Source organism: Pseudomonas sp. S09G 359 (assembly GCF_002843605.1).
Classification (GTDB): Bacteria; Pseudomonadota; Gammaproteobacteria; order Pseudomonadales; family Pseudomonadaceae; genus Aquipseudomonas.
The window spans coordinates 1,824,000-1,848,477 of the sequence record NZ_CP025263.1 but is presented as its reverse complement, the minus strand read 5'-3'; the positions used below and the strand labels follow the sequence as shown (position 1 = coordinate 1,848,477).

Below are 24,478 nucleotides of genomic sequence, written 5' to 3'. Positions count from 1 at the left end.
CGGCCACTCACCTTAATGTCTGTCGACCAGCAAACAGATAGGCCGCCCCATAATACTCAACGAAAAGAGGCTCAAGGAAACGTCGAAGCTCGCTAGCAAACAGCCCGAAAAACAAGCGCTGCGTGGTGCAATTAAAGATGAAAGGTATGGAAATTGGCGACTATTTTAAGGCCTGCGCCCTTAAAGTCAAAAGCGAACACCGGCACCGGAAGCATAAAAAAACGCCTTGATACTGCTATGCGGCGCTCATCCAGCTTGGCTGGCATAAACGGAGAATGGCGCTGACGGGGCCATATCTAGATATGAAGGATAATTTCACACAAACAAACGTTCATTTTCTTCACTAACTTAGACGTCACATTCAGAAGCGGGATTGAAACTCGCCTCTTTGCTTAAAATTACGCCGCCGAAGGTAATTGAATGCTGCAACAAATTAAATATAAACACGATTACGGCGCTCCAGGCTCATTCAAAAGCGCTGCCGGGACGTAAAGCCGATCAGCTTTTTTGGTAATTTTTTTTGCGTCCGACCATCAGGCCCGGCGCGAACCCAATGAGCATTCCCACCACTAATGCCAATGTTGCAATGACGGAAACCGGGAGCTCGGACGTCGACCAACCGAGGAACGAAAGCGCCACACTTTGCTGGTTCTCCAGCACAAAAGCCACAACGGCCAAAGCGAAGAATAGAAACACCACAACTAATACAAAACGCTTAGCCCCATGCATAAAATTCTCCCAATTCAAACCTACTCAGACGTCTTCCTCCTCATCCTCATTCACCCGATCCCGCAACTCCTTCCCCGGCTTGAAATGAGGCACAAACTTCCCATCCAGACTCACCGACTGCCCAGTCTTCGGATTCCGTCCAACCCTCGGTGCACGGTAGTGCAACGAAAAGCTACCAAACCCACGGATCTCAATCCGATCCCCCGTTGCCAGGCACTGGGACATTTGTTCGAGCATGGTCTTGATGGCCAGCTCCACATCCTTGGATGAGAGCAGCCCTTGATGGGTGACAATTCGTTCGATCAACTCCGACTTCGTCATATTTTTCCCTTCTTTTTCAAGCAGCTAGGAAAAGCGCTTCGAAGGTTTTAGCATGACTTGATGAATTTGAACAGCCCACGCAGCAACATATCTGCACGCATCTTGAGCCCTCAATTACAGATCACCAGCATGGTGCGGGTGACTGCGCCGGCGGGGTTCCAGCCGAACAGGTAGTCGCCCTCCTCGTCCTTGGCATCGCTGGATCGAGTGATGACCTTGTAGCCCTGCATCTTGCACTCACGGGCCGCGCGTTTCTCGCACTTGTCCCAGTTATTGCCAAGGCCCGAGCAGTCGACCTCGATGCCGCTGACGCCGCGCCTGGCGTGGGTCTTGGCGCTGGTGGCGGAACAGCCTGCAAGCATTACCACGACGAATAAGACGATAAGCCTGTTCATTCAAATCCTTATTAAAACCACTACGCTGGAACAGCTTTCATGAAGACTATAGACAGTTCTGACACTGAACCGTAAGGCTTGGTTCTCAGTGGTTGATTCAACGAATTTCAGGCACAAAAAAGGGCGACCGAAGTCGCCCTTTTTCTATGGTCTGACAGAACTTAGTTCTGTTTTTCCATTTGCGCACGCAGCAGAGCACCGAGAGTGGTGTCAACTGGGGTATCCGAGGAGACTGGCTTGTCGCGCAGGCTCTGGATAGCTTCTTTCTCTTCAACTTCGTCTTTCGACTTGATGGAGAGTTGGATTACGCGGCTCTTGCGGTCAACGCTGATGATCTTGGCTTCTACTTCCTGGCCTTCTTTCAGAACGTTGCGCGCGTCTTCAACGCGGTCACGGCTGATTTCGGAGGCTTTCAGAGTCGCTTCGATATCGTCGGCCAGAACGATGATGGCGCCTTTGGCGTCAACTTCTTTCACAGTGCCTTTAACGATGGCGCCTTTGTCGTTCTCTTGAACGTACTCGGAGAACGGATCGCTTTCCAGTTGCTTGATGCCCAGGGAGATGCGCTCGCGCTCTGGGTCAACCGACAGGATAACGGTGTCCAGCTCGTCGCCCTTCTTGAAACGACGAACAGCTTCTTCGCCAACTTCGTTCCAGGAGATGTCGGACAGGTGAACCAGGCCGTCGATGCCGCCGTCCAGACCAATGAAGATACCGAAATCGGTGATCGACTTGATGGTGCCGGAGATTTTATCGCCCTTGTTGAACTGGCCAGAGAAATCTTCCCATGGGTTAGATTTGCACTGCTTGATGCCCAGGGAGATACGACGACGCTCTTCGTCGATGTCCAGAACCATAACTTCCACTTCGTCGCCGACTTGTACGACTTTCGAAGGGTGGATGTTTTTGTTGGTCCAGTCCATTTCGGAAACGTGTACCAGGCCTTCCACGCCTTCTTCCAGCTCTGCGAAGCAGCCGTAGTCGGTCAGGTTGGTAACACGCGCGGTTACGCGAGTGCTTTCTGGGTAACGAGCTTTGATAGCAACCCATGGATCTTCGCCCAGCTGCTTCAAGCCCAGGGAAACGCGGTTACGCTCACGATCGTACTTCAGAACCTTTACATCGATCTCGTCGCCAACGTTGACGATTTCGGAAGGATGCTTGATACGCTTCCAAGCCATGTCGGTAATGTGCAGCAGGCCATCGACGCCACCCAGATCGACGAATGCGCCGTAATCGGTGAGGTTCTTGACGATACCTTTGACTTGTTGGCCTTCCTGCAGGGATTCCAGCAGAGCTTCACGCTCGGCGGAGTTCTCTGCTTCCAGGACGCTGCGACGGGAAACGACAACGTTGTTGCGCTTCTGGTCGAGTTTGATGACCTTGAATTCGAGTTCTTTGCCTTCCAGGTGCGTGGTGTCGCGCACAGGACGAACGTCGACCAAAGAACCTGGCAGGAACGCACGGATGCCGTTAACGTCGACAGTGAAGCCGCCTTTAACCTTACCGTTGATAACGCCCTTGACCACTTCTTCAGCTGCGAAGGCTGCTTCGAGAACAATCCAGCATTCAGCGCGCTTGGCTTTTTCACGGGACAGCTTGGTTTCACCGAAACCGTCTTCAACCGAGTCCAGAGCAACGTGAACTTCGTCACCGACATTGATAGTCAGGTCACCAGCATCGTTGTAGAACTGTTCCAGCGGGATCAGAGCTTCAGACTTCAGACCAGCGTGAACGGTTACCCAGCGAGCTTGGTAATCGATATCAACGATAACACCGGTGATGATGGAGCCTGCCTGAAGGTTCAGGGTTTTTAGGCTTTCTTCAAAGAGTTCCGCAAAGCTTTCGCTCATTTTAATTCCTGTTGATAAGGGCGAAGAATACGCCCATCTCCACACCCCAGACGGTATGGGTCAGTTTCAGTTAAAAGAAGCCACCGCAGGACTATGACTGGTCCCCTGCGGCCTTCTTGATCACCCGGCGATATCGCGAATGGCGATTTCACTCAAGATGCGTTCCAGCACCTGCTCGATGGACAACTCCGTGGAATCCAGCTGTATGGCATCAGCCGCCGGTTTAAGCGGGGCTACTGCGCGCTGTGTATCACGCTCATCGCGTGCACGGATCTCATCTAGCAGACTCGACAGACTAACACCATCGACTTTGCCCTTCAACTGCAAGTAGCGGCGGCGAGCCCTCTCCTCGGCGCTGGCCGTGAGGAAAATCTTCAGCGGCGCCTCGGGAAACACCACGGTGCCCATGTCTCGACCGTCGGCGACCAGGCCCGGCGGCTCCTGAAATGCCCGCTGACGCTGCAGCAAAGCGTCACGCACGGCCGGCAGCGCGGCAACCTGGGAAGCCCAGGAGCCGACTTGTTCGTTGCGCAGGTCATCAGTTACATCATCACCTTCGAGGATGATGCGCTGGGGATGACCTTCCGTCGCCCCGACGAACTGCACATCGAGGTGCGCCGCCAGCAGCTTCAGGGATTCTTCGTTGGTCAGGTCGACGCCATGGTTGCGTGCGGCGAAGGCCAGCAGGCGGTACAGCGCGCCGGAATCCAGCAGGCACCAGCCCAGGCGCTTGGCCAGGATGCCGGCGATCGTGCCTTTGCCCGAGCCGCTTGGCCCGTCGATGGTAATCACCGGTGCTTTGATATTCACAATTGAGCCTCTTGGGCAACACGGATGCCGACTTGGGCACACAGTGTAAGAAAATTCGGAAAAGACGTAGCAACGTTGGCGCAGTCACGGATACGAATCGGTGCAGCCGTCCGCAGGGACGCCACACTGAACGCCATGGCGATCCGATGATCACCGTGGGCATGCACTTCGCCGCCGCCGATCAGGCCACCATCAATGATAATCCCATCAGGGGTTGGTTCACACTTCACACCCAACGCCTGCAGACCGTCGGCCATCACCTGGATACGGTCGGACTCCTTCACGCGCAGCTCCTGCGCCCCACGCAGCACGGTGCGCCCTTGCGCACAGGCCGCCGCGACAAACAGCACCGGGAACTCATCAATCGCCAAAGGCACCAGCGCTTCGGGAATATCGATACCCTGCAGCGGCGCCGAGCGCACCCGCAGGTCAGCAACCGGCTCGCCGCCCACTTCGCGTGGGTTTTCCAAGGTGATGTCCGCGCCCATCAGCCGCAGGATATCAATCACCCCCGTGCGGGTCGGGTTGACGCCGACATGCTCCAGCAACAGCTCGGAACCCTCGGCAATTGACGCCGCCACCAGGAAAAACGCCGACGAAGAAATATCCCCCGGCACTTCTATATGGGTAGCGGTCAGCGCATGCCCGGACTCCACCGACGCCGTCGCGCCCTCCACCGCCACCGGATAACCAAACCCGCGCAGCATGCGCTCGGTATGGTCGCGGGTCGGCGCAGGCTCAGTCACTGAGGTTTTACCTTCGGCATACAAACCCGCCAGCAACAGGCAGGATTTGACCTGCGCACTGGCCATCGGCATCGAATAGGCCACGCCTTTCAAACCCTGCCCACCACGAATAGTCAGCGGCGGGCGCCCTTCCGGCCCGGTTTCGATCACCGCGCCCATTTCTCGCAGCGGCTTGGCCACGCGATTCATCGGACGCTTGGACAAAGACGCATCGCCGGTCAACACGCTGTCAAAGCTTTGCGCCGCCAGCAACCCTGACAGCAGGCGCATGGACGTACCGGAGTTGCCTAGATAGATCGGCCCCGGCGCGGCCTTCAGGCCATGCAAACCCACCCCATGGATGGTCACGCGCCCATGGTGCGGCCCTTCAATCACCACGCCCATGTCACGAAACGCCTGCAAGGTGGCCAGGGCGTCTTCGCCTTCAAGGAAGCCCTCGACTTCCGTCACGCCTTCAGCCAGCGAACCGAGCATGATCGAGCGATGGGAGATCGACTTGTCGCCCGGCACCCGGATGCGCCCGCTCAAGCGGCCGCCGGGGTTGGCGAGGAAGGTCAGCTCATCGGCGTTCACAGCGGTTTCCATGTAGGCCCGGCGCGCCAGGATCTTGCTGAAATGCTCACGCGCCACCCGCGCACGGGTGAACACGCCCAATAATTGATGGCCATCTCCGGCATCGACCGCGTCACGCAAGGCGTCGAGGTCACTGCGAAAGGTGTCCAGGGTGCGCAACACTGCTTCGCGATTGGCGAGGAAGATGTCGTGCCACATCACCGGATCGCTGCCGGCGATCCGGGTGAAATCACGGAAACCACCGGCGGCGTAACGGAAAATCTCGAGGTTTTCGTTGCGCTTGGCCAACGAGTCCACCAGACCAAACGCCAGCAGATGCGGCAAATGGCTGGTCGCCGCCAATACTTCGTCGTGGCGCTCGACCTGCATATGCTCCACATCCGCGCCCAGCTCGCGCCAAAGGCGATCCACCACCGCCAAGGCTGCCGGGTCGGTTTGCGCAAGCGGCGTAAGGATCACTTTATGGCGACGGAACAGTTGCGCATTGGACGCCTCCACCCCGCTCTGCTCGGAACCGGCAATCGGATGGCCCGGCACGAAGCGCGCCGGCATGCCGCCAAAGGCCAGTTGCGCAGCGTGCACCACATTGCCCTTGGCACTGCCAACGTCCGTGAGGATCGCCTGGCCCAGGTCGATGCCGGCCAATATCCCCAGCAACTTCTCCATGGCCAGGATCGGCACGGCCAACTGGATCACATCCGCACCCTGGCACGCGAGCGCCAGGTCGGCTTCACAACGATCCACCACGCCCAATTCAACCGCCAGCTTGCGCGATTGCGGGTCCAGGTCCACACCGACCACTTCGCCACACAGCCCGCTTTCACGCAGGCCTTTGGCGAAGGAGCCACCGATCAACCCCAGGCCGACCACCACCAGGCGACCGATCATAGGCACAGCAGGTTGCAATGCAGTGACATCAACCACGAGCCAGGACCTTGGCCAGCGCCTCCAGGAAGCGGGCGTTTTCCGCCGGCAGGCCGATGGTGATACGCAGGTGGTTCGGCATGCCGTAATTGGCCACCGGACGCACGATCACACCTTCGCGCAGCAGACCCTGGAAGACCGGCGCGGCCACTTGGCCGAGGTCGACACAGATGAAGTTGCCCTTGGACGGAATCCAGCCCAACCCCAACTCAGCAAAGCCTGCCTGCAATTGCAGCATGCCGCTTTCGTTGATGCGGCGACCTTGCTCCAGGTACTCGGCATCCTTCACCGCTGCACAGGCCGCCGCCAGGGCGAGGCTGTTGACGTTGAACGGCTGGCGCACGCGGTTCAGCACGTCGGCCACGACCGCGCTGGACAGGCCATAACCGACGCGCAACGACGCCAGGCCATAGGCCTTGGAAAAGGTGCGCGACACCAGCAGGTTCGGGTAGGCCTCCAGGAAGTCCAGGCCGTCCGGCAGGTCGCTGCCCTCGGCGTACTCGATGTAAGCCTCGTCCAGCACCACCAGCACGTGCTCGGGCACATCCTGCAGGAATTCATTCAGCGCCTGCGCATCGAACCAGGTGCCGGTCGGGTTGTTCGGGTTGGCGATGAACACTACGCGGGTCTGGGCGTCGATGGCGGCCAGCATCGCCGGCAGGTCATGCCCCCAGTCCTTGGCCGGAATAACGCGCGCGTCAGCACCAACGGCCTGAGTGACGATCGGATAGACCGCAAACGCGTGCTCGCTGAATACCGCATTGAGGCCCGGCGCCAGGTAGGCACGGCCGACCAGCTCAAGAATGTCGTTGGAGCCGTTGCCGAGGGTCACCTGGTTCAGCTCTACCCGGCACTTTTCGGCCAGCAGCGATTTGAGGGCAAAGCCGTTGCCGTCCGGATAACGGGTCAGCTCGGCCAGCTCTTCGCGAATCGCCGCCAGCACTTTGGGGCTCGGGCCCAGCGGGTTCTCGTTGCTCGCCAGCTTGACGATGTTGGACGGGTCCAGATTCAACTCACGCGCCAGCTCGTCCACAGGTTTGCCTGGAACGTAAGGCGACAGTTGTTGCACGCCCGGCTGTGCCAGGGCGAGGAAGTTGCCACTCATGTTAAAGCCTCACAAAACCGCTTTCGGGTAAGAGCCCAGCACCTTGAGTGCCACGGCTTCCTGACTGATTTGCTCGAGCACACCTTTGACCAGCGGGTCGCGGTGGTGGCCGACGAAGTCGATAAAGAACACGTAAGTCCATTTACCGCTGCGCGAAGGACGAGTCTCGATACGCGTCAGGTCAATCCCGTTGTCGTGGAACGGCACCAGCAGCTCATGCAGCGCGCCGGGCTTGTTGCTCATGGAGACGATGATCGAGGTCTTGTCGTCGCCGGTCGGCGGCACTTCCTGGTTACCGATCATCAGGAAGCGCGTGGAGTTGTCCGGGCGGTCCTCGATTTTCTCGGCCAGGCGCGTCAGGCCGTACAGGCCTGCTGCCATGTCACCGGCGATGGCCGCCGAGTTCCACTCACCCTTGACCCGCTTGGCCGCCTCGGCGTTGCTGGACACCGCCACACGCTCGACATTCGGGTAATGGGCGTCCAGCCACTTGCGGCATTGGGCCAGGGACTGGGCGTGGGAGTAGATGCGGCTGATGCTGTCGGTCTTGGTGTTCTCGCCCACCAGCAGGTGGTGGTGGATACGCAGCTCGACTTCGCCGCAGATCACCATGTCGTGCTCGAGGAAGCTGTCCAGCGTGTGGTTGACCGCGCCTTCGGTGGAGTTTTCCACCGGCACCACGCCAAAATTCACCGCACCGGCTGCCACTTCACGGAACACTTCGTCGATCGCCGCCATCGGCTTGCTGATCACCGCATGGCCGAAGTGCTTCATCGCCGCCGCTTGAGTGAAGGTGCCTTCAGGACCGAGGTACGCCACTTTCAGCGGCTGCTCCAGCGCCAGGCACGAAGACATGATTTCACGGAACAACCGCGCCATCTCCTCGTTGCCCAACGGGCCCTTGTTGCGCTCCATCACACGCTTGAGCACCTGGGCTTCACGCTCCGGCCGGTAGAACACCGGCACTTCGCCTTCAGCCAGGGACGCCATCTTCACCCGTGCCACTTCCTGGGCGCAGCGCGCACGCTCACTGATCAGCTCCAGGACTTTCTCGTCCAGGCTGTCAATGCGTACACGCAGGGCCTTGAGTTCTTGCTCAGACATTAGCCGTGTTCCTTTTCGAACTCTGCCATGTAGGCAACCAGCGCGTTGATCGCGTGGATGTCGACAGCGTTGTAGATGGAGGCGCGCATGCCACCCACCGAGCGGTGGCCCTTGAGGTTCAGCAGGCCACGCGCGTCGGCACCGGCCAGGAATGGCTTGTCCAGGCGGTCGTCGGCCAGGCGGAACGGCACGTTCATCCACGAGCGGTCGGTGAGGTTGATCGGGTTGCTGTACAGGCCGCTGGCGTCGATGAAGTCGTACAGGGTGCGCTTCTTCTCTTCGTTGAGCTTGCCCATGGCAGCCACGCCGCCCTGCTCCTTGAGCCACTCGAACACCAGGCCCGACAGGTACCAGGCGAACGCCGGCGGAGTGTTGTACATCGAGCCGTTATCGGCCGCGACCTTGTAGTTGAGCATGGTCGGGCACAGCGAGCGGGCGCGACCTAGCAGGTCTTCACGGATGATGTTGACCAGGATGCCGCTCGGGCCGATGTTCTTCTGCGCACCGGCGTAGATCATGCCGTACTTGGACACGTCGATCGGACGCGAGAGGATGTCCGAAGACATGTCGCACACCAGTGGCACGTCGCCCACTTCCGGCACCCAGTCGAATTCCAGGCCGCCGATGGTTTCGTTCGCGACGTAGTGCACATAGGCCGCGTCCTTCGACAGGTTCCACTCGTTCTGACCGGGGATAGCGAAGTAGTCGTAGGGCTTGGCGGTACCGGCAACATTTACGTGGCCGTAACGCGAAGCCTCTTCAATGGCCTTCTGACCCCAGATACCGGTGTCGATATAGTCGGCCGTGCCGTCTTCCGGCAGCAGGTTCAGCGGAATCTGGGCGAACTGCTGGCTCGCGCCGCCTTGCAGGAACAGCACTTTGTAGTTGGAGGGGATGCCCAGCAAGTCGCGCAGGTCCTGCTCGGCCTTGGTGGCAATGGACACGAACTCATCGCTGCGATGGCTCATTTCCATCACGGAGAGGCCTTTTCCATGCCAGTCGAGGAGTTCACCCTGCGCACGCTGCAGGACTGCTTCAGGAAGCGCCGCGGGACCGGCACAGAAGTTATAGGCTCTCTTGCTCACATCCAATCTCACTCTGATCTGGTGGTAGTCACACAAACATATCAGCCGACACCCGACCCAATGTGGGAGCGGGCTTGCTCGCGAATGCGATCCAACAAGCGACATTTTTACTGAATGTCAGACCGCTTTCGCGAGCAAGCCCGCTCCCACACTGGATCTCCATAGCTGTCGATATTTCCATCCGGACAAACAACAAGGGGGCGAATCTTCATCCGCCCCCTGTGTGTCCGCTTATTCCTGCGGTTCTTCTTCGTCTGCGGCAGCGTCGAGGGTTGGCTCGTCGACGTTGTCATCGCCTGCTGCGATCACCTCGCCTTCAAATTCCTCGCCTTCCAGCTCTTCGCCTTCGACTTCCGACGGCTCCTGCACACGCTCCAGGCCCACCAGTTTTTCGTCCTTGGCCAGCTTGATCAGCGTCACGCCCTGGGTGTTACGACCCAGGCTCGACACTTCAGCGACACGGGTACGTACCAGGGTGCCCTGGTCGGAAATCAGCATGATTTCCTCGCCGTCGAGCACCTGGACCGCGCCGACCAGACGGCCGTTGCGGTCGTTGCTGACCATGGCGATTACGCCCTGGCCGCCACGTTTGTACTCCGGGAACTCGCTGATGGCGGTACGTTTGCCGTAACCACGCGCCGAAGCGGTGAGGATCTGGCTGCCTTCTTCCGGGATCAGCATCGAAATCAGCTTCTGCCCTTCCGGCAGGCGCATGCCGCGCACACCGCGGGCGGTACGGCCCATGGCGCGAACGTCGGATTCCTTGAAGCGCGTGACCTTGCCGCCATCGGAGAAGAGCATGACTTCACGCTCGCCATCGGTGATGGCCGCGGAAATCAACACGTCGCCTTCGTCCAGTTCCAGGGCGATCAGGCCCACGCTGCGTTGACGGCTGAAGGATTCCAGCGGGGTCTTCTTCACGGTGCCTTTGGCGGTGGCCATGAAGATGAAGTGACCTTCGGTGTATTCCTCTACCGGCAGCATGGTGGTGATGTATTCATCACTGTCCAGAGGCAACAGGTTGACCAGTGGGCGACCACGGGCGGCGCGGGACGCTTCCGGGATTTCGTAGGTCTTGAGCCAGTACACCTTGCCTTTGCTGGAGAACAGCAGCAGCGTGGTGTGGCTGTTGGCGACCAGCAGGTGAGCGATGTAGTCCTCATCCTTCACGCCAGTAGCCGACTTACCTTTACCGCCACGACGCTGGGCCTGGTACGCAGCCAACGGCTGGGTCTTGGCATAACCGCCGTGGGAGATGGTCACCACGCGCTCTTCTTCCGGGATCATGTCACCCAGCGTCAGGTCGAGGCGAGCATCGAGGATTTCGGTGCGACGCACGTCGCCGTATTCGGCGCGGATCACTTCCAGTTCTTCGCGGATCACTTCCATCAGGCGCACGGCGCTGCTGAGGATGCGGATCAACTCGCCGATCTGGTTGAGAATCTCCTGGTACTCGGCCAGCAGCTTCTCGTGCTCCAGACCGGTGAGGCGGTGCAGGCGCAGTTCCAGAATGGCCTGAGCCTGTTCCGGCGACAGGAAGTACTTGCCTTCGCGCAGACCGTATTGCGGGTCCAGGGTCTCCGGACGGCACGAGTCGGCGCCGGCGCGTTCAACCATGGCCACCACGGCGCTGGATTCCCAAGGTGTGCTGATCAGCGCTTCCTTGGCTTCCGACGGGGTTGGCGAGGCTTTGATCAGGGCGATCACCGGGTCGATGTTCGACAGCGCAACGGCCTGGCCTTCCAGGATGTGGCCGCGCTCGCGGGCCTTGCGCAGTTCGAACACGGTACGGCGGGTAACTACTTCGCGGCGGTGACGGACGAAGGCTTCGAGCAGATCCTTGAGGTTCAGGATACGCGGGCGGCCGTCGATCAGTGCCACAACGTTGATACCAAACACGCTTTGCAGCTGGGTCTGGGCGTAAAGGTTGTTGAGGATAACCTCAGGCACTTCGCCACGACGCAGCTCGATCACCACGCGCATACCGTCTTTGTCAGACTCGTCGCGCAGCTCGGTGATACCTTCGAGCTTCTTCTCTTTAACCAGCTCGGCGATCTTCTCGATCAGACGCGCCTTGTTCAGCTGGTAGGGCAGTTCGGTAATGACGATCTGCTGGCGGCCACCGACCTTGTCGATGTCTTCGATCATCGAGCGGGCGCGCATGTAAATGCGGCCACGACCGGTGCGGTAGGCTTCGATGATGCCGGCGCGACCGTTGATGATCGCGGCGGTCGGGAAGTCCGGACCAGGGATGTATTGCATCAGCTCATCGACGGTCAGCTCAGGGTTGTCGATAAGGGCCAGGCAACCGTCGATGACTTCACCGAGGTTGTGCGGCGGGATGTTGGTGGCCATGCCCACGGCGATACCACTGGAGCCGTTGACCAACAGGTTGGGGATCTTGGTCGGCATGACCGCCGGGATCATTTCGGTGCCGTCGTAGTTCGGCACCCAGTCCACGGTTTCTTTGTGCAAGTCGGCCAGCAGTTCGTGCGCCAGCTTGGTCATGCGCACTTCGGTGTATCGCATGGCGGCGGCGTTGTCGCCGTCCACGGAACCGAAGTTACCCTGGCCGTCTACCAGCAGGTAGCGCAGGGAAAACGGCTGGGCCATCCGAACGATGGTGTCGTACACCGCAGTGTCGCCGTGAGGGTGATACTTACCGATCACGTCACCGACAACACGGGCAGATTTCTTGTACGGCTTGTTCCAGTCGTTACCCAGCTCGCTCATCGCGAACAGCACACGCCGGTGCACGGGCTTCAAGCCATCGCGCGCATCAGGCAGTGCCCGACCGACAATTACGCTCATCGCGTAGTCGAGGTAGGACTGTTTCAGCTCGTCTTCGATATTGACCGGGAGGATTTCTTTGGCCAGTTCGCCCATGAGAAGCCTGATTCCTTTTTCGGGTGAAACCTCGTCGCATCCATATGGGACGAACGAAGCTCGCCGCTGCCGGCAGAGTGCCTGACAACGACTTACGACAAATCAACGAGTTATGACACGGATCTGCACGTTATAGGCAACCCCTCGGGGCGGCCCTGGAAACCGCCGGATGTTATCACAATCGCCGCCACGCACCTATCCCCCTGATGCGCATGGAGCATAGTAAGTTGACGGGTGACAGGCTTGAGGGCGACGAGAGGGGCTCAGAAGCCAATCAGATGCGATTTTCAGTCACGAATCCAGCGCATCCGAGGGCGCAAAAGCGATCATTCCTGGAAATTGACAGCCCCGCTGGGCGCGCGCGCGCCAGAAAGGCTGACATCCAGCTCAAGCTGCACATCGCCCACAGGCCCGCCCGGCGTATAAAGGCGCTCCCCGGGAATCTTGATCGCCATGCGCTGCAGGGGTTTCGCATCCTTCACCAGCAGCCCCAGCGTCCCCGTCAGCTCGGCAAGGCCGGGCACCCCCTCCGCAGTGTTCATATGGTTGGCGCCAACCCAGGCGACCCACTTGCCATCGTCGCTACCGGGAGGGTGATAAGTTTCAATTTGCCGGACCGCAAAATAATTCATCTCCTGCAGTCGGGTCTGAATGTTGATGTGTGGGACATCCGTGTCGCGATTTCGGTGCAAGGTCAGATAATCATCATCCAGGCCTCGAACCGCCATCCCGCACGCGCTCGCTTTGCTGGCCACACGACGACGCGCTTCGTTCCCGGAACCTGGCCGCACCCAAAGCGTGGCATCCTCGGTCGCATGGCTTCCCTCGATGAAAAGCGTGCGCACGCCGTTGCCATACAAGGTCTGCATGTTGTCTTGCAGAAAGGTAACGCAAGCCATTTCGCTATGCCGTTCGCCCAACACCAAGCCATAACCGTTATCAAAGATGCTTTTGATCAGGTCAATCACCGTTGCGGTGGGTGCCAGCACCGGCGTCGCAGGCCGGGCCGGCGGAATATTTTCTTTAAAAAAACGCTGCCAATCCCGCTTGAACCAATCATCGTAAAACGCGATGAGCTCTTGGGAGAGCGAGAGAATCCCGTGTTTATTTTCCGCATACCCATCGGTCAACAGATATTCCGCCTCCGGCAGATCCCGTACCGGTTTGGAGAACACGCCTGCGCCCGCCCCCTTGACCGCGACAGACTGCCACTGCCCACGCGCCCCGGCATGCAACAGCCCTACCTCAATGCGACTGGATGCGTCGATGACCTGCACCGTCAGATCAGCCCCACTGTATAACTTGAAGTCAGCCTTGATGCGGTACACCGCCGCCTGCCCGTTGGCGTCTATCGGGCGTATCAGATATTCGCCTGCCGCCGTGCGATAAATTCCCCGGCTGTTGGGCTCAAGCCCGCTCAGGAGCGTTTCGGCCTGTTTCTGCGGCAGCGCCGAGGTATGCCACCCCTTGGGGATGAATGAAACGGAGGGGGCAGTCTCGGGCACCTGCAAAAGTGGCAGTCGGGTGGTGGCCGGCGCCTGAAATCTCGGGACGTACACTTGCAAAGGCTTGACCCCGATCGAAACCGCGCGCTCAGCGGCCGCCTCCATGGTGGGCAGCCATCGCCCGCCTGGCCCGAGGCGCAGTATCAGCCCTGGAATATTCTGCCCGCGAGCACGGAAGGTCTGCACAGCAGTTCGCGCCAAACGCCCCCAAACCCTTGCAGTCGAGGAAACCCAATGCGTCACCCAGGGAAACATATCCAGCAGCTGCCCCGCCACTTCAATCCCGAACATCACCTTGTTGAAGGCCGACTGGCGGCTGACTTGCGCATTACTGACCGCCCCGCGCCCGGCAACCTCCATTAAACGCACCACCTGCAAAACGTAAAGGCCTTGCAACAAAGGCGCTTCACACGGCACAAGGTTCAAGGCCAACGGCAGTAGGTGCTGCCTGAGCGGTGGATCCGTCAGTTTCCTGGTCAGAAAGCCGGCAATGCGGGCGAGCGTGGGCCACAGACTCAGCGGTCGCTCAATGGCATACGGCCCCCTGACCAGAAGCCGCGCGACCCAGTAGCGCTGCCATTGCAGCTGCTCCAGCAGGTCGCGTAGGGCCAGCGCCCCCGAGACCTCGCGCAACTCCCGGCCATCAGGCGCGTCCGGCGCATACAGCACCCACTCGGGGTCACTGGCGGTGGTAAAAATAATCACGCCGTGTACCAGCTGGCTCCCACCGCTCTCGGCGTCCAGATTCGGAGTGCCGACCGTCAGGAAGTTCGCCACAACCGACCGACCGTCGACTTTCGGCCTGGTGTGCGGCACCTCAGACGCCAACACCGCCGCCACCCACTGTGCGCCGCGTTTTTTGCCGGGGTCTTCAGAAAGCGCAGTGCTGTAGGCAATCTGGCTCAAGCTGGCCAGCGCCGCCTCGTAGGCCAGGGTGGACGCCTGTGCCGCCATCCACGCCTGCGCCATGCTACGGGCCTGCTCTGATGCCGTCGGCGGGGCAAACGCTTGCTTGAGAATATCTTCCCGGTAGTGATGACCCACGTTGATGCCCTTCACCCAGTCCTCAAGCACCTCCTTGGTAAGGCTGAGCGCCTCGCCGGCACGGTTGAACACGGTTGCGCCGTCGGCGTAGGTGAGAACGGCGCCCATGCTTTCGCTTGAACTCCACGACAGGCTCTTTTCCCATGGGTTCAGGTTCTTCAACGCCAGGTCGGTGAGGCTCATGCGCTCCACCGACACCCGCTCAATGGGGCGCGTGATGCCTGGACCGGGCACGTAATTAACCCTGACTGACTCCGATCTGACCACCATTACGCTGTCCGGATCGATCAGGCCCGCAGCGGTACCGGGTAAACCGTGGGTCTCCAGAAAGGCCTGCAGCTTGAGTCGCAGCTTTTCCTTGGCATAACCGGACAAGCTGGGAATCGCCTGAAGCAAGGTCGCCAGCGCCCGATTGCTTTCCCTGGCAACCGTTTCCAGGTTCAGCAAATGTTGCCGATCTTGCGCACCCAACGCTTTTTGCCACGCGGGCACCAACGCCTCTTCCAGGTAACGGTTGCGGGCGACAAACAGCGTGGCGACATCCAATTGGGGTACAAGGTCGACAATCAACCCCACCCGGCCGATCTCCAGCGCGGTGTCACTGCGCAGCACTGACGCTAGATCCTGCTGCTGCCGGCTGATCAGGGCCCCAACGGCATCAGCCACACAATCATCCGTGACCGCCGCCAGGGTAAAAGCCAGGGGGTCGTCCCAGCTTCCGGTTTTCTGTTCACGCATCGCCAAAGGCAAACTGCTCGCCAGTAACACGCCCGCATCCCCTCCCTCATTCAGACGCCGACAGAGCGCCTCACGCAGCGCAGCCAGGTCGGAAAACGCCTCGAAACCCTCGCTCGGGCTCCAGAAAACCAGCGCCCCGCCCGCAGGCTCCGCACTGTCGGCACTGAGGGCAAAGACCCCGGCGAATCGCGAACCGTCAGCCAGGCATACGGCAAAAACCTGCGGGCGCGGCGCCTGTGGAAACGCCAGCATGCGGGCGCTATGCGCCGGGTATTTCAGCACGTCGTCAATCAGCGCCCGACTAACCACTGTTAAAGTGCCATCTACCGTGCGCAAGGCCGCTTCAGTGGCTAACAGCTGTTTGCGCAGGCTCACCAGCAGGTCCTGTCGGGAGCCACGGCCCCCCTGAAAGCTGTGCCAAAACTCACGCAACAGCGTCGGGTATGCCGTTTTCAGTGCCGCCGCCAAGCTGCTCAGTGTGCCGACCGGTTGCAGCCGATAAGCGTCATCCAGCGTATCGGGCTCTGTATAGAACGCCTGCGCCTGGCCGTCCGCCCCAGGGCCTTCGACCCCAGTGATTGCCAATGACCGCGCAAGCGCCGACTTCAATGTCTGACAGGACAGCAGGTGCTTTTGCCCCTGCTCATCGAGACGATAACGGCTGAGATAAATTTGCAGCGGGCTGATCGGCTCGCCCATGGCTGGAAACATCGCCCTCAACTGCGCCTGGAAAAACCGATCAAACCCAGGTGATCCCTCGAGCACCCTGCCCGTCAGGGCGTTGAGTGCGTCGAGCTGGCGCATCAGATTGTGCTGCTGATCGCCCACCGCGAGGTCGGCAGACGGCACAACCGGCAAGGTATCGGGCCTCAGCGGCCTACGCGCCAGATCTCCCGGCATACCGCCTGTAAGCGCCAGCGCTGCTGCGACCCGCGCCTGCAGGCCAGGCCTGGGAGGCACAAAAGCGGCGCGGAGGTTGGCCTGCTGCTGAGCCAGCTGCGCATCCAGAAACGGCCCCAATAGCGAACCCTCACGGTCGGAGGAACGTTCGACGATCGCCCAACTGCCGCGCCCGCTGACGAGCACATCGAGCGCCCGTGCACGGTCACACACGCAGACATTCAGTAGCAGCTCATCACGAGCATCGGGTGTGACCTGGCGCAAATTCAGCTCGTTGAGCAGCGCCGCCCCGGAGGCAAACGCCTCCAGGCCCCGTTGCGGGGTGGACAACAGCACTGGCTTGCTGCGGAACAAACCACCTGGCGGCGCAAGAACCATGCTCGCGCCAAGGTCGATATCGTGCGCTGCACCGCGAATGGCCACGCTGTACGTCACAACCTCTACCCGTCTCGCTGCATGCACCTCGTGGCGCGCCAGCCCTTGCATCAGCGACAAGCCCTCGACGCTGATCCCTTGCGTCGGATCCGCAAGGTTATCGGCGCGTCGCAGCGCAGCCTCCGCCTCAAGCTCGCTTCGCCAGTAACGAAGCAAGGCATCACGCATGGCAATGTCACCCGCTTGACGGACAGGGCTGCACCAAAAGTGGCGCAACTTGAGTGTGTAGTGCTCAAACAGCCCACGCAGGTGCTCGGTGGCGACCTCAGCGAAGACTGTCGAATCAATGCCGGTAAGCGTCGTACGGCGCCCATCGCCATCCTCAACCGCGCAAAACCCGACGATTTCAGCGGCCTGTGGCACGCGCCCCGACACGAGCGCCTCTTGCATCACCTGCATCATGGAGCGCGGTGATGCACCTTGCGGACGCCCTTCAAGAAGAAAAACCTTTTCTGGGTCAATCCCTTGACCGCTGAATGCAGCATTGATCGAAAGCCGAAACAACCCTTGGCTGACACTCGCCAGGGACGGCTGATGGCGGAGCAGGCGCTGCCTGAAAACAACGGCGTGCTGCAACTGCTCCAGATGCCAGGCCCGACTGGGCTCCGGGAGCACGCCACGCATTTCGTCGGCGCCTGGGGCGAGGGAGGATGAAGCGGTTGTAACCATGGGTGAATGCCCTGAGAGTGCTCAAAGGCCTACTCTGCAAGGCACACCGCCGCGATGGGCAGTAGACATCTGCCGCCCGCGTTACTTAATGCAGGCGTTTACGGCACATCAGCTTGGCCAGCTTGGCGGCGTCCGGCCGCTCGACGACGCCTTTTTCGGTGACGATCACGTCGATCAAATCCGCTGGGGTCACGTCAAATACTGGATTGAACGCCTGCACCGCCAGCCGTTGACCATTAGCCTCCAACAACTCATCGGCATCGCGCTCTTCCAGGGCAACGTCCTCGCCAGTGGCCATCATCAGGTCCAGGGTCGAACTCGGCGCCACCACCATAAAACGCACGCCATGGTGCATGGCGCATACCGCCAGCTGGTAAGTGCCGATCTTGCTGATCACATCACCATTGGCGGCAATGCAATCGGCGCCGACGATCACCCAGGTCACGCCCTTGGTCTTGAGGATATGCGCGCCCGCCGAGTCGGCATTCACCGTCACCGGGGTGCCCTCGCCCGCCAGCTCCCAGGCGGTCAACCGCGAACCTTGCAGCCACGGGCGGGTTTCGTTGACGTAGACCTGTTCGACCAAGCCCTCGAGAAAGGCCGCGCGAATCACCCCGAGGGCCGTGCCGACACCGCCCGTGGCCAGGGCACCGGCGTTGCCGTGGGTCAGAATCGCCTGGGCATTGCCCTGGTGCTTGCGAATGCGCTCAACGCCGAGCTGGGCCATGACGAGATTGGCTTCGCGGTCACTTTCATGGATCGCGATCGCTTCGGCTTCCAGCACCGCCAGCGGGTCGGCATGCGTCTTGACGCGGTCCAGGCGGTCGCGCATGCGCTTCAGGGCCCAGAACAGGTTGGACGCAGTCGGTCGGGTATCGGCCAGCAGCGCGTAGTCTTCTTCCCACGCCGCCTGCCACTCATCGCCCTGCGCGATGCGCTCACGGGCAGCCAGTACCAGGCCATAGGCGGCGCTGATACCAATGGCCGCCGCGCCGCGCACCACCATCGCGCGAATGGCCGCGGCCACCTCGGCGACCGTGGAACACGCCACCCAGCTTTCCCGGGACGGCAGCGCGCGCTGATCGAGCAGGTGCAGTGCGCCATCACGCCAATCGATGGCCTTCACTTTCTCCGCTGCCAACAGTCGATCGCGCATCCCTCACCCCGTACTCATCAACAAAAGCCGCCGATTATAGCGATCCGCCAGCCCGGACGCTCGGGTATACTTCGCCCTTCTTTTATAGCTGCCCAGGAAGAAGCCCGCGATGACCTCCACTGCCGCCCCGCTCGACTTGCTGCTACTGCCGACCTGGCTGGTACCTGTCGAACCCGCCGGCGTGGTACTCAAGGAACACGCCCTGGGCATCCGCGATGGGCGCATTGCGTTTATCGGCCCACGGGCCGCCGCGCTGAAGCTGGCCGCCAGCGAAGTCCGCGAACTGCCGGGCATGCTGCTCAGCCCCGGCCTGATCAACGCGCACGGGCACGCGGCGATGAGCCTGTTTCGCGGCCTGGCCGACGACCTGCCGCTGATGACCTGGCTCGAAAAACACATCTGGCCCGCCGAGGCCAAGTGGGTCGATGAGGCGTTCGTGCGTGATGGCACCGACCTGGCCATCGCCGAACAGCTCAAGGGCGGCATCACCTGCTTCTCGGACATGTACTTCTACCCCAAGGTCGCCAGCGATTGCGTGCACAACAGTGGCATGCGCGCGCAGATCGCGATTCCGATCCTCGACTTCCCAATTCCCGGCGCCAGCAACGCCGACGAGGCGATCCGCCAGGGCATCGAGCTGTTCGGCGACCTCAAGCACCACCCACGCATCAAGATCACCTTTGGCCCCCACGCGCCCTACACCGTGTGCGATGCCAACCTGGAAAAGATCCGCGTAATCGCCGAAGAGCTGGACGCCGCGATCCATATGCATGTGCACGAAACCGCCTTTGAGGTACAACAGGCTGTCGAGCAGACCGGCGAGCGGCCATTGGCGCGACTCGGCCGCCTCGGGCTGCTGGGCCCGCGCTTCCAGGCCGTTCATATGACCCAAATCAGCGAGGATGACCTGGCTTTGCTGGTAGAAAGCAACACCAGCATCATCCATTGCCCGGAGTCCAACCTGAAACTGGCCAGTGGCTTCTGCCCGGTGGAGCGCTTGTGGCAGGCTGGGGTCAATGTGGCCATCGGCACCGACGGCGCCGCCAGCAATAATGACCTCGACCTGCTGGGCGAGACCCGCACCGCAGCGATGCTGGCCAAGGCCGTCGCCGGTTCGGCCACGGCCCTGGATGCCCACCGCGCCCTGCGCATGGCCACGCTCAACGGTGCCCGTGCCATGGGCCTGGACAGCGAGATTGGCTCGCTGGAAGTCGGCAAGGCCGCGGATATAGTGGCCTTCGATCTTTCCGGGCTGGCGCAACAACCGATCTACGATCCGGTCTCACAACTTATATATGCCACCGGGCGCGATTGCGTGAAACACCTTTGGGTCGCCGGCAAGCAGTTGCTCGACGACCGGCAATTGACCCGCATGGATGAGCAACAGTTGACCGCCACCGCCATTGCCTGGGGCCAACGCATCAGCGGGCACAACGAATAACGACGCTGTTGAACCTGCGGGTTCAGCACCGACACACCGATTTATCAGGTTTAGAGGATTCACCATGAGCAACGTCGACCACGCCGAAATCGCCAAATTCGAAGCCCTGGCTCACCGCTGGTGGGACCGCGAGAGCGAATTCAAGCCCCTGCATGACATCAACCCCCTGCGGGTCAACTGGATTGACGAACGCGTCAACCTGGCCGGCAAGAAGGTGCTGGACGTCGGTTGCGGCGGCGGCATCCTCAGCGAAGCGATGGCCCAGCGCGGCGCCACCGTGATGGGTATCGACATGGGCGAAGCACCGCTGGCCGTGGCCCAACTGCACCAGCTGGAGTCGGGCGTGAACGTGGAATACCGCCAGATCACCGCCGAGGACCTGGCCGAAGAGATGCCAGAACAGTTCGACGTGGTGACCTGCCTGGAGATGCTCGAACACGTGCCGGACCCGTCTTCGGTGATCCGCGCCTGCTTCCGTATGGTCAAGCCGGGCGGCCAGGTGTTCTTCTCCACCATCAACCGCAACCCCAAGGCCTACCTGTTCGCGATCATCGGCGCCGAATACATCATGAAGTTGCTGCCGCGCGGCACCCATGACTTCAAGAAATTCATCCGCCCGTCCGAGCTGGGTGCCTGGAGCCGCCAGGCCGGTCTCAGCGTAAAAGACATCATCGGCCTGACCTACAACCCGCTGACCAAGCACTACAAGCTGGCCAACGACGTTGACGTCAACTACATGATCCAGACCCTGCGCGAGGAGTGAGCCTGTGAAGTTGCGAGCGGTTCTCTTCGATATGGACGGTACCCTGCTGGACACCGCGCCGGACTTTATCGCCATTTGCCAGGCCATGCGCGCCGACCGTGGCCTGGCGCCGATCAACCCCCAGCACATCCGCGATGAAATCTCCGGCGGTGCGCGGGCGATGGTCGCCGTGACCTTTTCGATGGACCCGGAGTCGCCAGGCTTTGAGGAGCTGCGCCAGGAGTTTCTCGAGCGCTACCTCAAGGACTGCGCGGTCCACAGCAAACTATTCGACGGCATGGCCGAGCTGCTGGAAGACATCGAGAAAGCCAAGTTGGTGTGGGGCGTGGTCACCAACAAGCCGCTGCGCTTTGCCGAGCCGATCATGCAGCAGCTGGGCCTGGCCGAGCGCTCGGCGCTGCTGATCTGCCCTGATCACGTAAAAAACAGCAAACCGGACCCGGAGCCGATGATCCTGGCGTGCAAGATGCTCGGCCTGGACCCGGCCAGCGTGTTGTTCGTGGGCGATGACCTGCGCGATATCGAGTCCGGCCGCGACGCCGGCACCCGCACGGCGGCGGTCACCTACGGCTACATCCACCCGGATGACAACCCACGCCACTGGGGTGCGGATGTGGTGGTGGACCACCCGCTGGAGTTGCGCAAGGTGCTGGATAACGCGTTGTGCAGTTGCTGATTGCTCGAAGAGCTTACTGATCTTACTGACTGTTGAAGATCTAATGTGGGAGGGGGCTTGCCCCCGATGGCTGAGTGTCAGTCACTGTATCTGCTAACTGATCCACTGCCATCGGGGGCAAGCCCCCTCCCACATTTAGATCTGTGCAATGCCTGAGTGCTGGTCACCTACTGAATTCTGTCGAGGATGTTTATGTTTGATTACTCCGCACGTCCAGAACTGCTCAAAGGCCGGGTCATCCTGGTGACCGGCGCCGGTCGCGGGATTGGCGCGGCGGCGGCAAAGACCTATGCCGCCCATGGCGCCACCGTGCTGTTGCTGGGCAAGACCGAAGCCAACCTGGCCCAGGTCTACGACGAAATCGAAGCGGCCGGCCACGCCCAGCCAGTGGTGATCCCCTTCAACCTGGAGACCGCCCTGCCCCATCAATACGATGAGCTGGCCGCAATGATCGAAAAGGAATTCGGCCACCTTGACGGGCTGCTGCACAACGCCTCGATCATCGGCCCACGCACGCCGATCGAACAGTTGTCCGGCGAGAATTTCATGCGGGTGATGCACGTGAACGTCAACGCGATGTTCATGCTGACAGCCACGCTGCTGCCGCTGCTGAAATTGTCCCAGGACGCGTCGGTGGTGTTTACCTCCAGCAGCGTCGGGCGCAAGGGTCGGGCGTATTGGGGGGCTTACGGGGTGTCGAAGTTTGCCACCGAAGGTTTGATGCAAACCCTGGCCGACGAACTGGACACGGTTGCGCCGGTTCGCGCCAACAGCATCAACCCAGGCGCTACGCGCACCAGCATGCGCGCCCAGGCGTATCCGGGGGAGAACCCGACGGATAACCCGACCCCGGAAGAAATCATGCCGGTGTACCTGTACCTGATGGGGCCGGACAGTAGCGGCATCAATGGGCAGGCGTTTGATGCGCAGTAATCCCTGAAACAATAGAGATCAAATGTGGGAGGGGCGGTGCGACGATTCGACTTGCCCCCGATAGCTGTGGTTCAGTTGCTTATTAAGTGACTGACACTCTGCCATCGGGGGCAAGCCCCCTCCCACATTTTGTATTGCAGTGTTCTCTGGATTTTAGTTTTTCACGACTTCTTCAAGGGTGAAGCGCCCCAACGGGTTCTGCAGGAAGTTGCTCACATTCTTGCGTGAGATATTGATGTACGGGCTGTAGTACAGATCAATCCAGTTCACATCCTGTTTCGCCAGTTTCTGCAATTCCACATACATCTGCTCACGCTTGACCGGGTCGGCCTCGATGCGCGCCGCCGCCACCAGATCCTTGACCTTGTCGTTCTTGTAGCGGGTCATGTAGTTCTGGTTGGTGTCGTGGCCCAACACGAAGGTGGTTTTCTGGTCCGGGTCGAGGATGTCGTTGGTCCAGTACATCACCGAAATATCGTACTCACCGTCCACCAGCATCTGCCAGCTTTGGGTCGGGTCGACTTTCTGCAGGTTGGCCGTTACGCCGACCTTGGCCAACTGGTCCTTGATGATCACCGCAATCTGCTCGTCGGCTTCGTTGCCGGCGTTGACCACGTAGTTGAGCTTCAAGTCCTTGGCACCGGCAGCGGCCAGCAGCTTCTTGGCCTCGGTAGGGTCATACGGGCGTTGCAGGTTGTTGGCGTAGTGGTACAGCGAGCCCTTCGGGATGTAGGAATAGGCCACGGTGCCCTGACCGTACGTGGCGGTTTTGACCAGCGATTGCTTGTCGATCGCCATGTCCAGCGCCTGGCGCACTTCCGGCTTGGCCAGCAGGCCGTGTTCGTGGTTGATCAGCAGGTGATCTTCACGGGTGGACGGGTCGGAGTGGATCACCACGTTCTTGTCTTTCTTCAGCTCTTCAACCCGCGAGAACGGTACGAAGATCGCCGTGTCCAGTTCGTTGTTCTGCACCATGCGCATGCGTGTGTTGTCGTCGGTCACCGACACCCACTCCACGCCATCCAGGCTGACCTTGTTGGCCTGCCAGAAATTCGGGTTCTTTTTCAGGATTACCCGATCGCCCTTGCGCCATTCGTCCACGGTAAACGCGCCGGACGTCACCGGGTTTTCCGAGTAAGCGTCTTCGCCCATTTTGGTCATGGCTTTTTCCGACAGGATCGACACCGTCGGCGACGCCAGTTGCGAGAGGAAAGCTACGGCTGGAGTCTTGAGCGTGACCACCAGGGTTTTCGGGTCGGCGGCCTTGGCGGTGTTGATCAGGTTGAAGGGGTCGGCCCACAGCGAGGCTTTGTTGTCGCGGATGCGCAACAGGCTGAACGCCGCGTCGGCGGCGGTGATCGCCGAGCCATCGGAGAATTTCGCATCACGCAGCTTGAAAGTGTAAGTCAGGCCGTCCTTGGAGATCTCCCAGCTTTCAGCCAGGCCCGGCTCCATCTTGGTGCCCAGGTTGTCCACGCGTACCAGGGTGTCGTAGACGTTGGCGAACACCCAGGTGTCGCGGTTTTGCGCGCTTTTGATCGGGTCGAACGTGGTGCTGTCTTCACGGCAGCCGATGGTCAGGACGCCGGCGGCCTGGGCGAAGCCGGCGGTCAGCGACCAAGCGGTTAACGTAGCGGCGGCAAGCAACTTCAAGTGGCGCGATTGCATATCACAACTCCTTGTTAAT

General features: G+C 60.5%; 17 protein-coding genes. 4 read left to right on the top strand and 13 right to left on the bottom strand.

Going from position 1 to position 24,478, the window contains the following annotated elements:
* Positions 1-498 precede the first annotated feature (498 nt).
* From CXQ82_RS08380 to mtnA, 12 genes are all read right to left on the bottom strand, one after another.
* Positions 499-729 (bottom strand): LapA family protein, encoded by a 231-nt coding sequence (locus tag CXQ82_RS08380; protein WP_101267840.1) that lies wholly within the window; start codon positions 727-729, stop codon positions 499-501.
* 24 nt (positions 730-753) lie between these two features.
* Positions 754-1,050, bottom strand: coding sequence for an integration host factor subunit beta (gene ihfB, locus CXQ82_RS08375; RefSeq protein ID WP_048382534.1), 297 nt, complete (start codon positions 1,048-1,050; stop codon positions 754-756).
* Positions 1,051-1,160: 110 nt separating this feature from the next.
* Positions 1,161-1,445 (bottom strand): hypothetical protein, encoded by a 285-nt coding sequence (locus tag CXQ82_RS08370; RefSeq protein ID WP_101267839.1) that lies wholly within the window; start codon positions 1,443-1,445, stop codon positions 1,161-1,163.
* Positions 1,446-1,606: 161 nt separating this feature from the next.
* Entirely contained in the window at positions 1,607-3,298 is a 1,692-nt protein-coding gene (gene rpsA, locus CXQ82_RS08365) for a 30S ribosomal protein S1 (RefSeq protein ID WP_101267837.1), read from the bottom strand.
* 120 nt (positions 3,299-3,418) lie between these two features.
* Entirely contained in the window at positions 3,419-4,108 is a 690-nt protein-coding gene (cmk, locus tag CXQ82_RS08360; RefSeq protein WP_003172653.1) for a (d)CMP kinase, read from the bottom strand.
* Positions 4,105-6,315 (bottom strand): bifunctional prephenate dehydrogenase/3-phosphoshikimate 1-carboxyvinyltransferase, encoded by a 2,211-nt coding sequence (locus tag CXQ82_RS08355; protein WP_256581934.1) that lies wholly within the window; start codon positions 6,313-6,315, stop codon positions 4,105-4,107. The genes cmk and CXQ82_RS08355 overlap by 4 nt, the downstream gene beginning before the upstream one ends.
* A gap of 28 nt (positions 6,316-6,343) precedes the next feature.
* Positions 6,344-7,456: a histidinol-phosphate transaminase gene (gene hisC, locus CXQ82_RS08350; RefSeq protein ID WP_101267833.1), complete on the bottom strand. Its 1,113-nt coding sequence runs from the start codon at positions 7,454-7,456 to the stop codon at positions 6,344-6,346.
* 9 nt (positions 7,457-7,465) lie between these two features.
* On the bottom strand, positions 7,466-8,560 hold the full coding sequence (pheA, locus tag CXQ82_RS08345; RefSeq protein WP_101267831.1) for a prephenate dehydratase: 1,095 nt from the start codon (positions 8,558-8,560) through the stop codon (positions 7,466-7,468).
* Complete coding sequence (gene serC, locus CXQ82_RS08340; RefSeq protein WP_101267830.1) at positions 8,560-9,645, bottom strand: 3-phosphoserine/phosphohydroxythreonine transaminase; 1,086 nt, start codon at positions 9,643-9,645, stop codon at positions 8,560-8,562. Before serC ends, pheA begins: the two co-directional genes overlap by 1 nt.
* A 231-nt stretch (positions 9,646-9,876) precedes the next feature.
* On the bottom strand, positions 9,877-12,531 hold the full coding sequence (gene gyrA, locus CXQ82_RS08335) for a DNA gyrase subunit A (protein ID WP_101267828.1): 2,655 nt from the start codon (positions 12,529-12,531) through the stop codon (positions 9,877-9,879).
* A 326-nt stretch (positions 12,532-12,857) separates the two neighbouring features.
* Positions 12,858-17,777 (bottom strand): membrane-targeted effector domain-containing toxin, encoded by a 4,920-nt coding sequence (locus CXQ82_RS08330; protein ID WP_101267826.1) that lies wholly within the window; start codon positions 17,775-17,777, stop codon positions 12,858-12,860.
* 130 nt (positions 17,778-17,907) lie between these two features.
* Positions 17,908-18,978 (bottom strand): S-methyl-5-thioribose-1-phosphate isomerase, encoded by a 1,071-nt coding sequence (gene mtnA, locus CXQ82_RS08325; protein ID WP_101267824.1) that lies wholly within the window; start codon positions 18,976-18,978, stop codon positions 17,908-17,910.
* 109 nt (positions 18,979-19,087) lie between these two features.
* Here mtnA and CXQ82_RS08320 point away from each other — a divergent pair, with 109 nt between their 5' ends.
* The 4 genes from CXQ82_RS08320 (at position 19,088) to CXQ82_RS08305 (ending at position 22,791) form a co-directional block, all read left to right on the top strand.
* Positions 19,088-20,419, top strand: coding sequence for a TRZ/ATZ family hydrolase (locus CXQ82_RS08320; RefSeq protein WP_101267823.1), 1,332 nt, complete (start codon positions 19,088-19,090; stop codon positions 20,417-20,419).
* A gap of 64 nt (positions 20,420-20,483) precedes the next feature.
* Complete coding sequence (gene ubiG, locus CXQ82_RS08315) at positions 20,484-21,182, top strand: bifunctional 2-polyprenyl-6-hydroxyphenol methylase/3-demethylubiquinol 3-O-methyltransferase UbiG (protein WP_101267821.1); 699 nt, start codon at positions 20,484-20,486, stop codon at positions 21,180-21,182.
* A gap of 4 nt (positions 21,183-21,186) precedes the next feature.
* Positions 21,187-21,858, top strand: a complete 672-nt coding sequence (mupP, locus tag CXQ82_RS08310) for an N-acetylmuramic acid 6-phosphate phosphatase MupP (RefSeq protein ID WP_101267819.1) — start codon at positions 21,187-21,189, stop codon at positions 21,856-21,858.
* Between the two features lie 192 nt (positions 21,859-22,050).
* Complete coding sequence (locus CXQ82_RS08305) at positions 22,051-22,791, top strand: YciK family oxidoreductase (protein WP_101273742.1); 741 nt, start codon at positions 22,051-22,053, stop codon at positions 22,789-22,791.
* Between the two features lie 153 nt (positions 22,792-22,944).
* Here CXQ82_RS08305 and CXQ82_RS08300 read toward each other — a convergent pair whose 3' ends face one another.
* Positions 22,945-24,459 (bottom strand): ABC transporter substrate-binding protein, encoded by a 1,515-nt coding sequence (locus tag CXQ82_RS08300; RefSeq protein WP_101267817.1) that lies wholly within the window; start codon positions 24,457-24,459, stop codon positions 22,945-22,947.
* Between the last annotated feature and the right edge of the window lie 19 nt (positions 24,460-24,478).